The organism is Proteus sp. G2673, from assembly GCF_009915125.1.
GTDB classification, from domain to species: Bacteria; Pseudomonadota; Gammaproteobacteria; order Enterobacterales; family Enterobacteriaceae; genus Proteus; species Proteus penneri.
In genome coordinates, this window is record NZ_JAABLT010000017.1 from 14,257 (window position 1) to 26,637 (window position 12,381).

Below are 12,381 nucleotides of genomic sequence, written 5' to 3' on the forward strand. Positions count from 1 at the left end.
TCTAGCTTTTTTTCAAAATTTTTATTGACCCTACCACTAACTTAGGTAGTATCAATCAATTAAGTCTTTGTTTTAAAATTTGATCTGGCTCACATGACACTACCAATAAACAATAATATTTTTACTGTTAGCCGTCTAAATAAGACCGTTCGTCAGTTATTAGAAATGGAAATGGGTCGCATTTGGATCAGCGCTGAAATTTCCAATTTTACTCAGCCTTCTTCTGGTCACTGGTATTTTACGTTAAAGGATACTCATGCCCAAATTAGAGCTGCGATGTTTCGTGGGCAAAATGCTAAAGTGACTTTTCGCCCTCAGCATGGTCAGCAAGTCTTAGTTCGCGCAACAATTACATTGTATGAACCACGAGGTGATTACCAATTGATTGTTGAAAGTATGCAACCTGCTGGTGACGGGCTTTTACAACAACAATTTGAACTATTAAAACAAAAACTCAGTGCAGAAGGATTATTTGATGCCATTTACAAAAAACCTCTGCCATCACCAGCAAAACAAATCGGGGTCATCACTTCTTCAACGGGTGCCGCATTACACGATATTTTAAATATTCTTCGTCGTCGTGATCCTTCATTACCTGTGCTTATCTACCCAACCGCAGTTCAAGGTGCTGAGGCGCCTATGCAAATTGTTCATGCCATCGAACTTGCTAACCGCCGTAAAGAGTGTGATGTCTTAATCGTTGGCCGTGGCGGTGGTTCATTAGAAGATCTCTGGGCATTTAATGATGAACGCGTTGCCCGTGCTATTTTTGCCAGTGAAATTCCCATTGTAAGTGCTGTTGGTCATGAAACTGATGTAACCATAGCTGATTTTATTGCTGACCTTAGGGCGCCAACACCTTCTGCAGCAGCAGAACTAATCAGCCGAAACAAGCTTGAGCTATTGCGCCAATTGCAATCACAACAACAACGCCTTGAAATGGCAATGGATTACTACTTAGCGAAAAAATTACGCGCAATAACACAGCTTTATCACCGTTTACAGCAACAGCATCCTCATTTACGTCTTGCTCGTCAGCAAAATGTATTAGCTTCCACACAACAGCGTTTAGTTTCTAGTTTTCAGCGACTATTGCAAGCCAAACAACATCAACAAACACAACTACAAAAACGCCTTAATTACCAAGAGCCTAGTTCTCAAATTCAAACATTACTTCGCCAACAACAGCTGTTGATTTACCGTATGCGAGAAAGTATTGCACAACAGCTATCTCGTCAACGTGAACAGTTCGCTATTAGCTGTTCTCGTTTAGAAAGTGTGAGTCCTCTCGCAACACTTTCTCGCGGTTACAGTATTAGTGAAACTATGTCTGGAGAGGTGCTGAAAAATACTAAACAAGTAAAAGTGGGTGATCCTCTAAAAACCCGAGTTGAAGATGGTTGGATCACTAGTGAAGTGGTGAAAACACAAAAGATAAGAGCAAAACGCAAAACAACTGCTAAAAATAACGATTAAGTCAAATCAAGTGATTTAAGCTTTATATAAATATAAAAGAAAGACGGCCTCAAAATCATATTTGGTGCCGTTTTTTATTATTTACTCAGATGACATCTTCAGATAATTATTATTAAATACTAAAAACGCACCTCTCCTGCAAACAAGTAACTTCTACCGCGAGCCGTCTGAGTGTTAGCACCCGGATCTTGCATAATTGGCGCTGAATTACTTCTATCAAGTGCATTAGAATAATTTTTATTCATTAAATTATGCACAGCAAATTTCAATGAGACATTTTTATTAATTTGATAATTACTGTAAACGTCAATTATCGTTGGGATTTTTTCTTGTTCAACCATAGGTACTATACCTAAATCGTAGTCTACCCCTTCCGGTGCTGATTTACGCGATTTACCTGTTATTTGGATCACCGTACCTAATTCTAATGACTGGTCATCAAAGAAGCGAACACCAGTATCAATAGTGGCATAATATTTAGGAAGTTCTGAAGCAGGAGTTTGTCCAAAATCTAAACTCGCAATTGATGTGGGTTGTGAAGTGCGTTGATCACTATAGGAAAGGTTAGCGTAAAATATCCCTGCATCATAATTAGCTTGTAGCTCATAACCACGCAAAGTCACAGGATCGATACTGTTAGTATGAAGATGAATGTTACCGTCATTTTCCATATTGGCGTAGTCATCCAATGTTAATGAATCATCAGCTCTACAACGGATCCCTCCTTTACACACTATAAAAGATTCACTAGAAATATAATTTTTGATCTTGGTGTGATACCACAATCCTTTAAATCGTAAGCTATCCCCTTCAACAATTAAATCAGGACGATAACTATTAAATCCAAGTTGGAATGTATCAGCCTTTTCACTCTTTAAATATGGGTTCATTGAAGCACCGCCTTCATTGGCAAAGAAGATCTCTTGTGAAGTTGGCGCTCTCATAGTGTGAGCATAACTTGCAAAGGGCTGAAATTCAGGAATAATTTCAGCTGCAATTAGCATTCCCGGCTCCCAATTTCTATCATGGCGATTAAGATCCATTGCACCTTCAGGGAAACATGCATCACGGCTAGCACACGCTGGTTTATGCCCTTTTATATTGTAATCCACATAATTTAAATTGAAATTTAGCGTATAAATATCATATTCAAATTTCATTTGTGAAAAGAAGCTGGTTAAATTATTTTTCCCTTGAGGTGCAAATACGTTATTTTCAACCATATTGTTTGCTTGCCAAGCATCTGTTGATGGTGCAATAACGCTACGTTTATATTCTGTAAACATTAACTTTGAGCCTAATGTAAATGCCATATCCAATTCGCCGTAATTAAAGCGACTGGTATTTTTAGCCACTAATGAATCAGAGATATTTTCTGCATTTGCATTACGCAAGCTCATTAAAGAATCACCTTCAAATTTTTGAGAGGCTTGGCTGTGACTTAAACGAATTTCACTATCAAAAAGGTCATTTAATGGCGTATAGCGATATTTTGCATAATAATCTTTAGCATCAATTTTACGTCGATTAAAGTTATTATTATAAAACCGACCACTTAATTCTAATTCATGAGAATCATTAGGTTTAATATTAATTTTCGCCAATTCTGAGTGTGGTTTTTGATTAAAGTGTTTATTAGTGGCAAACTCTTCACTATTAAATCCTGCACCATTCTTATAAGACGATTCTATTTTATGCCCACTTAAAGCAAGCATTGCGCCAACTGAACCATCATCATTAAATAGAGAACGTTGCCCTGCAAAAGCAATCATACCGTTATACCCAAGACCATTCGTGCCACCAGCAGCTTTACTTCTTACTCCCCATGAATTCCCTTTAAATAAAACATCTTCGACACCAATGGTTTTAAAGTTAGCGCTACCCGCCAACGCATTAATGCTATTTTCACCATCTTGTTGACCGCGCGAAATATCCACTTGAATAATAAAGTTTGGGTCAAGCATGCTATTAAATTGGTTATATGGTTGACCGCCATGACTAATTTGACTAGGGGATGTGCTATATGTCGTTTGTGTGACACCATCCACCATCATATTCACGCGCCCAAAACCACTAAGCCCGCGAATATTGACACTAACGCCCGGTTGACTTACATCCATTTGAGTATACGTTCCTGGCGTTGAACGTAATGCTTGTTCTACAGATTCAAGATTATTAATTTCACCAATAGCGCTATAAGCCCCTGGTTTTCCCAATGCTTTTTGTTCTGGCGTTTCTTTTTGTGCTGATGAAACTTTTAAACTACTAAATTGAACTGCTTTATCTGTTTCAGATGCGATGACAAAATGATTAACACTCGAAAATAAAATAAGAGTGCTAAGAATTTTCCTTGTAAATTTCATAATAAACCTATTCTTTATTTTTCTTTAAATAGGCTCACGTTGCTTTATATAAAGTTATTAAACTAGAAAATATTATTATTGTTATATTCGTTTTAAATAATAGCACTGTCTCTCTTAAAGAGAGACAGGCTAAATTATTAAACTGATTTATTATACCGATTATTCTATTTTATATTTTGAGTTTTAAAATAGACTTCAGGCTGTTCTAACATCAGAATAAAGGCATATTCTTTTGCGGTATCACGTAAGCGATTAAAACGTCCTGATTTGCCACCATGCCCTGCACTCATATTAGTATCAAGTAATAGTAGGTTATTATCTGTTTTTAATTCACGTAATTTAGCAACCCACTTCGCAGGCTCCCAATATTGTACTTGTGAATCATGTAATCCTGTTGTGACTAATAAATGAGGATAAGCCTTAGCAACGACATTATCGTATGGGCTATATGATTTTAAGCGGAAATAAACGTCTTTATCGGCAGGGTTTCCCCACTCTTCATATTCTCCTGTTGTTAAAGGAATTGAAGCATCGAGCATGGTTGTCACAACATCAACAAATGGAACTTGGGATACCACACCACGGTATAATTCTGGTGCCATATTCACAACAGCGCCCATTAATAAACCACCCGCACTGCCACCCATAGCGTAAACGTGTTTAGGTGCTCCGTAACCTTCTGCAATTAGGTATTTAGTGGCATCAATAAAGTCAGTAAACGTATTAACTTTATGTTCCATTTTACCTTGGTTGTACCAACGCTTACCTAATTCACCACCACCACGGACATGAACAATCGCATAGACAAAACCTCTATCTAACAAACTTAAGCGAGGAGAACTAAATGATGGATCAATGCTACTCCCGTAAGAGCCATAACCATAAATTAAGATAGGATTTTCACCTTTCTTAAATAAGTCTTTGCGATAAACCAATGATACGGGAACTTCAACACCATCTTGTGCTTTTACCCAAATGCGCTCACTTTCATACAAATCACGTTCAAAACCTTTCACTTCTTGCTGTTTAAGCAGTTTCTTTTGATGTGTTTGCATATTCCATTGATAAGTTGAAGATGGTGTTGTCATGGATGTATAACCAAAACGAAGCTCTTCACTATCTGCTTGAGGGTTAAATCCTAACCATGCCATATAAACAGGATCGTCAAACGTGACATTAGTTGATTGACCTGTTTTCCAATCAATCTGACGCAATGAGACTAGACCTTGTTTTCTTTCTTCCACAACCAACCAGCGATTAAACAGATCAAAACCTTCTAAATCGACATCTTTTTGTGGTGCAATGACGGTTTTCCAAGGTTTATCGATTGATGCCGTTTTATAAAGACCAAACAACTCACTCTCATGATTCGAACGAATATAGAATTCACCATTAAAATGGTCGATATCATATTCGCGCCCTTCTTGACGTGCAGAGAAGATAACCATTGGTTTTTCTGGTGCATTCGCATCAATTAAACGAGACTCTGAGGTTGTTGAGCTTTCAATAGAGACCAGAATGTAATCTTCAGATTTGCTTTTACCCATCCATGTATAAAAGCGATCGTCGTTTTCTTCGAAGATTTTGACGTCTTGTTTGCGATCAGTGCCATATTGATGGCGATAGATTTGATAAGGCAGTAGCGTTTGCGGATCTTTATCAACATAAAATAGTGTTTTGCTATCATTTGCCCACACTAAGTTTGCTGAGATATTGGTTAACACATTCTCTTTCCATGTGCTATCTGACAAATCTTTATAGGCAACATTATAGTTTCTGCGCCCTTCTTTATCTTCAGCAATCGCTATACGTTTGTTATCTGGACTGATAGTCAAATCACCTAATTGATAGAACTCATGCCCTTTAGCACGTTCGTTTCCATCAACGAGAACTTCCCATTCACTCTCGCTATTAACTGGTTTACGCTGATAAATAGGAAAATCTTTACCTTCTTGGTAAATAGTACGATAAGTATAACCATTATAAATGTAAGGCACAGACTCATCATTTTGAGCCATGCGGCTCACCATTTCATTAAAGAGTGTTTCTTCTAAGGCCTTACCTTCTTTCATTACGGATTCGGTATAGGCGTTTTCAGCATTAAGATAATCAAGCACTTTAGGATCTTTACGTGAATCATCTCTTAGCCAATAATAATTGTCAGTACGCGTATCTCCATGTTCTGTCATCACATGAGGTACTTTATTTGCTTTTGGTGGCGTCACTAGGGAGTCCTTTTGATTTTGAGCCAATGCAGGTGTTGTTGAAATTAACAATGCTATGATCGCACTCGTTAATTGCAACGTCATCCGTTTTTTGGTTGCGACTAGCATAACGTTTATTTCCTTTTTAACCTGTCGTTAGAATGTTAGTGTAGAAAACTCAATTGGCATTTCAACCATTATTTTACCTTTCGACAATAACTCAAGAGGCGGTACCGGTAAGGGTTCAGCACGTTTGAGTACTCTTTGCGCTTCTCTATCTAAAGAACGCACACCACTACTGAGAATTAGTTCACTCGATATGACATAACCTTGTTCATCAACAATAAAGCGCACTTTAGAAATCCCCGTTCTCCCTTTGCTTTTTGCTTCTTCAGGATAGGCTTTATAGCGATTAAGATGTCCTTTTGTTTTAGCTTGCCATAATGCTAATGCGCTTTCTGAACTATCCGAATCACTGTCATAATTTGCACTAACATCACTAGATTGCTGTCTTGCCGCAGAGCGGCTACTTGAAGGTGCTGATTGGCTAGACACATTTTCACTAATGGTAGGTGCTGGCTTTACAGGAGAAGTAACAGGGGCTACTTTAGCAGTTTGCTCTACATTGACCCTTTTTTTAGGTTTTTCGATCAAAATATCAGCATTTTCATTCACAATCAGATCATGCTGCTTTTCAGCAATATCTTGCTCTACCTTTTTTTGGCTTGCCACCGCCAGTTGTTGATCGGCGCCTACAATCTGTTTTTCATCGCTGATTGCTTGTACGTTTTCACTTAAGCTCATCATTACAGCTACTTCAGGCTCTTGTATAAATACCGTATTCTCTTTATTGAAATAAAAATAAGCCATGACAAAAACAGCATGTATACCGATAGCCAAAATAAATGCTTTAGAACTATAAAGCTGAAATTTCGGCATTTGATCCATAAAAGAGGAAATAAGCATATTCGTGTTATCAATAAATTAAGGTAATGCGACAGGTGTTATCCAAAGATAATCGGCATGAGCTGAAGTGATATCACTTCCCTCTTCCATCATTATCACGACTGTCACATTTTCATTCGGTGCTAAATCAGCAACGTGCAAAGGTACACCCATTACTTTTGTGGCATGAAAAGAGCCAGCAATTAAAAGTGCGGGTGTCGGCGCATCTAATAAACTTTTCGCCATTGCACGATCACGCAATTGCTGAATAACTGTCATTTTTTCTGCTTGTGTTTTATCAAGCTCACCACCATGAGAAAGCTTGATTGTTTTTTGAATAAGTTGACGAACAGCTGTATCAGTTGAATGTACACCATCAATAATAGGTGGATTTTTATACGCACTAGATATTTCACTGCGATCAATATTTGCCGCTAATAAAGGATAATCAGCGCTTAGCCCTGCTTTAACAATATTGCCATACCATTTCCAAGGCCAACCTGAATTCCATTTTAATGCCGCCATTAATCGCTCATCCCGTAGGTATTCTGAGCCTGAATAACGTTTTTTTGTGTTATCAACTAATGATTGCTGACTTGGTGTTAGCATCTCAAGTAAAACCGCGCCTTGAGGGCGTTTTTTAGGCAGTTCTGTCATTAACCAATATTCAATGTCATGATGATAAGCATTGTCATGTTTTTCACCAATAATCACACGTGCTTGACTTGCTAATCGTGTTAACAATGTATCTGCCGTGATGGATTGCCCTGTCTGAGTATCAATGATGTTTGCCGACTGAATAATTTCTAAATCTAGGGTTGATACCGGTTGTTTTTCTATCGAATGACATGCTGAAAGGCTTATTAATGAGACTAGTAGTAAGATCCTTTTTAATATTGAGAAAAACATAATCATCCTATTAGTTATATATACCTACTTTGGTTAGACGAACAGGTTAATATTATTGCTAATAATTATCAATATCATTCTTATATTAATTTGCATTTGATATTTTATATCTATTCCAAGAGTATAAAAAAAGCGCCTAATAAAAGGCGCTTTATGGATGAAATTATTTAATTAGTTACAATTAATTTTGAGATTGAGCCTGAGCTTCAACAACAGCTAATGCCACCATATTTACGATACGACGTACTGACGCAATTGGCGTTAAAATATGAGCTGGTTTAGCAACACCCATTAATACTGGACCTACGGTCACACCATCAGAACTCGTTACACGTAGTAAATTATAGCTAATACGTGCCGCTTCCATTGTTGGCATAACTAACAAGTTTGCAGAGCCTTTTAATGGGCTGTCTGGCATCACATCACGGCGAATAGACTCTACTAATGCCGCATCGGCATGCATTTCACCATCAATTTCTAATTCAGGTGCACGTTGTTTGATTATCTCTAATGCTTTTCTAAGTTTAATTGATGATGGGCTATCAAAAGAGCCAAAACTTGAGCGAGAAACTAGCGCTGCTTTTGGTTCAATACCAAAGCGGCGAATGGTGTCCGCTGCCATCAGAGTAATATCGGCGAGTTGTTCGGCTGTTGGATCTTCATTAACATAAGTATCTGTAATGAAAGTATTACCACTTGGCAATAACAGGGCATTCATTGCTCCTGCCGTTTCCATACCTTCACGTAAACCAAACACATTTTTGTAGATTTCGAAGTGTTCTGCATAGCTCCCTACTGTACCGCAAATCAAACCATCTGCTTCACCTCTGCGAACCATAATGGCGCCAATAAGTGTTGGATTGCCAATCATTGCACGGCGAGCTTGCTCTTGTGATACACCGCGACGTTTCATAATTTGATGATATTCTTGCCAATATTCTTTGAAACGTGGGTCATTTTCATTATTCACCACTTCAAAGTCTTTACCCGCTTTAATATGTAAACCCAATTTCTGAATACGCATTTCAATCACACTAGGGCGACCAATTAAGATTGGTGAGGCTAATCCTAATGTGACTAATTCTTGAGTTGCATGCAGTACGCGGTTTTCTTCCCCTTCTGCTAACACAATACGTTTTTTCTCTTTTTTCGCTTGAGAGAAAATAGGTTTCATAAATAAGTTCGTTTTATAAACAAACTCATTAAGGTGTTCGATATAAGCAGAGAAATCCTCAATTGGGCGTGTTGCAACACCAGAATCCATTGCTGCTTTTGCAACGGCTGGCGCAATTTTCACAATCAAGCGTGGATCAAATGGTTTTGGAATAATGTATTCTGGGCCAAAAGAAAGCTCTTGATCACCATACGCTGAAGCGACTTCTTCGTTTTGTTCAGCTAACGCTAATTCGGCTATCGCATGAACACAAGCAAGTTTCATCTCTTCATTAATTGTCGTCGCACCAACGTCTAATGCACCACGGAAGATGAAGGGGAAACACAATACGTTATTAACCTGATTTGGATAGTCAGAACGACCAGTACAGATAATTGCATCAGAACGTACCGCTTTTGCTAGTGGTGGTAAAATTTCAGGCTCTGGATTTGCAAGCGCGAGAATAAGTGGATCGCGAGCCATTTTCTTGACCATTTCTTGCGTTAATACGCCAGGCCCTGAACAACCTAAGAAAATATCAGCATCATTAATAACATCATCTAATGTACGAGTGCCGTTATCTTCAATCGCATAAGCAGCTTTGGTTTCTGCCATATTAGCTTCACGGCCACGATAGATAACCCCTTTAGAATCACATACTGTGATGTTTTCGCGTGCTAACCCTAAAGCAACTAATAAATTCATACACGCAATTGACGCGGCACCCGCTCCTGATACCACTAATTTTACTTTGCTAATCTCTTTTTTAATAATGCGCAAGCCATTGAGAATAGCGGCTGTAGAAATAATCGCTGTACCATGCTGATCATCATGGAATACAGGAATATTCATTCTCTCACGCAGTTTTTTCTCAATATAGAAACACTCTGGTGCTTTAATATCTTCGAGGTTAATACCACCAAATGTTGGCTCTAATGACGCAATAATATCAACAAGTTTATCAGGATCTGTTTCATTAACTTCAATGTCAAAAACATCAACGCCAGAAAACTTCTTAAACAAAACGCCTTTACCTTCCATTACAGGCTTACCTGCTAAAGCGCCGATATTTCCAAGTCCGAGTACCGCAGTACCATTTGAAATCACCGCGACAAGGTTACCTTTTGCCGTATAGCGATAAGCAGCAAGAGGATTTGCTGCAATTTCTAAACAAGGAACAGCGACGCCTGGTGAATAAGCTAATGCTAAATCACGTTGGGTTATGAGTGGTTTTGTTGGTGTTACTGTGATTTTGCCAGGTACGGGAAATTCATGAAAATCTAGAGCGCTTTGTTTTAATTTGTCTTCCATCTTCATATCCTTTGTATCAATAGGGTAAGGGCTTCGTTAGTATAATGGTAATGGAGCGTTAAATCATGACGGCTACGACACTTTTTTCAAATTAGTAAACTTGATTTATTAGAAACAATTAATACCTAGTTATAGGTATACTATTAACACTATTTAATTTCATCGCTGTAATAAACTCGAACAGAAAAAAGACAATATTTGTTTATTATTTACCAGGTATTAAATTAACATTTAAAATAATTAAATTTTTTATATAGTTTAAAAAAACAATAACTGTTTTCACTTGTTGATTATTTTTAATATAGGCTCTCTTCTTTACAACTCATTGTAACTATAAAGATTTTATAGAGTTAGATTTTTTGTTAGTCTTTTCGGTTATTTTCTTTTTTACCCGTAACAATAATTGGTGTAATATTGCCAACCGTCAATTTTATTTTCTTATTGTTTTAATAAGATGTCTGATTCTAATTTTTATTCCTCATTTGGAATTTACTTTTTTATTTTCTGCGCTTGGAAAGATTACGCACATTATTATTTTTTTTAGGGAGAGGGGTTATGCCTAGCTACTCAATTATGATAGTGGATGATCACCCTATCATGAGATATGGATTACGGCTATTGCTAGAAAAAGACAAAGATTTTGTCGTAGTAAGCGAAAGTGGCAATGCTCAAGAGGCGGTAACCGCTGCAAAACAGTTAAATCCAGATTTAATTATGATGGATTTAAATCTACAAGGGCGTTCAGGTATTGATATTATTCGAACACTTCGTCGCTCTGGTTTAACATCTTATGTTCTTGTTTTATCCGTTTCTGATTCACGTAATGATGTTTACGCTGCGTTGGATGCAGGCGCAAACGGTTATCTCTTAAAAGAGTGTGAGTTAGATATGCTATTACTTAGCCTACGCAAAGCGGCTGTTGGGCATCCGGTTTATAGTGAGCGAGTGTGGCAATATATTCAGCTTAGACAAAACTATTCTGATCCACTTTCAGCATTGACTAAAAGAGAGTTGGATGTACTTCATGAAGTGTCTGCTGGAATGAAAAATAAGCAAATTGCTGAAAATTTATTTATTTCAGAAGAAACAGTGAAAGTTCACATTCGTAATATTTTAAAGAAATTGCAAGTCACGTCTCGTTTAGCTGCCAGTCTTATTCTTATTAAGCATCAGTACTAAACGTATTACCCCGACACTGGGTCGGGGTAATAAGATATATCGCTTTAACATTCCATTTAAATTTATGTTAAATCATGTATTACTCAATCGGTACTGGATAACTCAATACTTTAAAATGGTTATCAGGTAATTTTTCGATATTAAGCTGATACAGCTCTCGATTTATTCCATTAATCACAATATCAAGTTCGCTAAAGGCGGATTGTATTTCCTCATTGGTTGCCCATGAAGGGATACCTCTTACACCATAATAGAAATAAATTTTACTTTTACCTGAGTCTATTGGCTGAATTTCTTTTATCTGACTAATAAAAAGGTGACCATAGCAGAAGTCTTGATAAGGTTGCCAAGCTTTACGTCCTTTATCACTAAGATTAAACACCCATTCTTCTCCATTTTCGGTTTGTTCAATCAATCCTGCTTCAACTAATGCATGCATTCTTTCTAAAACCCATGGTGCATCATCTTCATTGCTGTAGACAGGCCATTTCCCTTCGCCCAAACACAATAAATAATCACTGTTAAAAAAGGCCTCTAAGGCTATTTTATACTCATCAACTTTTGGGTCATCTTGTTCTTCATCAGCCCAACTAAAAGAAGAGAGTAAAAGCAATATAAGACTCAGTGAAATACTTTTCATATTTTCTTTTACCAACGGAAATCTTTATTCGTATTTATATTACCCTACGCTACACAATTCGTTACACTAACGTGACAGTTTAATATCCGATATATTTTATAATGTAAATAGGATTTTTCACTACACCAAAAGCTGTTATTTTGGAATTGTATAACACTCATTCTCATCAATACTAATATTACGTATTGTCATATAAGGAAA

General features: G+C 37.3%; 8 protein-coding genes. 2 read left to right on the top strand and 6 right to left on the bottom strand.

The genetic code is table 11. From position 1 onward, the window contains the following. The first annotated feature begins 93 nt into the window (after positions 1-93). Positions 94-1,476, top strand: a complete 1,383-nt coding sequence (gene xseA, locus GWI59_RS08110) for an exodeoxyribonuclease VII large subunit (protein ID WP_006533013.1) — start codon at positions 94-96, stop codon at positions 1,474-1,476. 119 nt (positions 1,477-1,595) lie between these two features. On the opposite strand, the gene GWI59_RS08115 is transcribed toward xseA, so the two are convergent. The 5 genes from GWI59_RS08115 to maeB all read right to left on the bottom strand — a co-directional run bounded on the left by GWI59_RS08115 (position 1,596) and on the right by maeB (position 10,361). Next, positions 1,596-3,839 carry a TonB-dependent receptor gene (locus tag GWI59_RS08115; RefSeq protein ID WP_161724446.1) on the bottom strand — a complete coding sequence of 748 codons (2,244 nt, stop codon included), beginning with the start codon at positions 3,837-3,839 and terminating at the stop codon, positions 1,596-1,598. A 164-nt stretch (positions 3,840-4,003) separates the two neighbouring features. Next, a complete protein-coding gene (locus GWI59_RS08120; protein WP_161724448.1) occupies positions 4,004-6,172 on the bottom strand; it encodes a S9 family peptidase in 2,169 nt (722 codons plus the stop codon). A 27-nt stretch (positions 6,173-6,199) separates the two neighbouring features. Further along, entirely contained in the window at positions 6,200-6,982 is a 783-nt protein-coding gene (locus GWI59_RS08125) for an energy transducer TonB (RefSeq protein WP_229096582.1), read from the bottom strand. 45 nt (positions 6,983-7,027) lie between these two features. Further along, positions 7,028-7,897, bottom strand: coding sequence for a ChaN family lipoprotein (locus tag GWI59_RS08130; RefSeq protein WP_161669416.1), 870 nt, complete (start codon positions 7,895-7,897; stop codon positions 7,028-7,030). A gap of 181 nt (positions 7,898-8,078) precedes the next feature. Then, positions 8,079-10,361, bottom strand: a complete 2,283-nt coding sequence (gene maeB / locus GWI59_RS08135) for an NADP-dependent oxaloacetate-decarboxylating malate dehydrogenase (protein ID WP_109847327.1) — start codon at positions 10,359-10,361, stop codon at positions 8,079-8,081. A 555-nt stretch (positions 10,362-10,916) separates the two neighbouring features. Between maeB and GWI59_RS08140 the strand changes: the two genes are divergently transcribed. Further along, positions 10,917-11,540, top strand: coding sequence for a response regulator (locus GWI59_RS08140; protein ID WP_069368881.1), 624 nt, complete (start codon positions 10,917-10,919; stop codon positions 11,538-11,540). A 79-nt stretch (positions 11,541-11,619) separates the two neighbouring features. On the opposite strand, the gene GWI59_RS08145 is transcribed toward GWI59_RS08140, so the two are convergent. Beyond that, positions 11,620-12,180 (bottom strand): hypothetical protein, encoded by a 561-nt coding sequence (locus tag GWI59_RS08145; RefSeq protein WP_109847326.1) that lies wholly within the window; start codon positions 12,178-12,180, stop codon positions 11,620-11,622. Between the last annotated feature and the right edge of the window lie 201 nt (positions 12,181-12,381).

Coding starts and splice junctions, on each gene's coding strand:
- GWI59_RS08125 (WP_229096582.1), bottom strand. CDS start 6,982: ATGCCGAAATTTCAGCTTTATAGTTCTAAAGCATTTATTTTGGCTATC.
- GWI59_RS08140 (WP_069368881.1), top strand. CDS start 10,917: ATGCCTAGCTACTCAATTATGATAGTGGATGATCACCCTATCATGAGA.
- GWI59_RS08120 (WP_161724448.1), bottom strand. CDS start 6,172: ATGCTAGTCGCAACCAAAAAACGGATGACGTTGCAATTAACGAGTGCG.
- GWI59_RS08115 (WP_161724446.1), bottom strand. CDS start 3,839: ATGAAATTTACAAGGAAAATTCTTAGCACTCTTATTTTATTTTCGAGT.
- GWI59_RS08130 (WP_161669416.1), bottom strand. CDS start 7,897: ATGTTTTTCTCAATATTAAAAAGGATCTTACTACTAGTCTCATTAATA.
- xseA (WP_006533013.1), top strand. CDS start 94: ATGACACTACCAATAAACAATAATATTTTTACTGTTAGCCGTCTAAAT.
- maeB (WP_109847327.1), bottom strand. CDS start 10,361: ATGGAAGACAAATTAAAACAAAGCGCTCTAGATTTTCATGAATTTCCC.
- GWI59_RS08145 (WP_109847326.1), bottom strand. CDS start 12,180: ATGAAAAGTATTTCACTGAGTCTTATATTGCTTTTACTCTCTTCTTTT.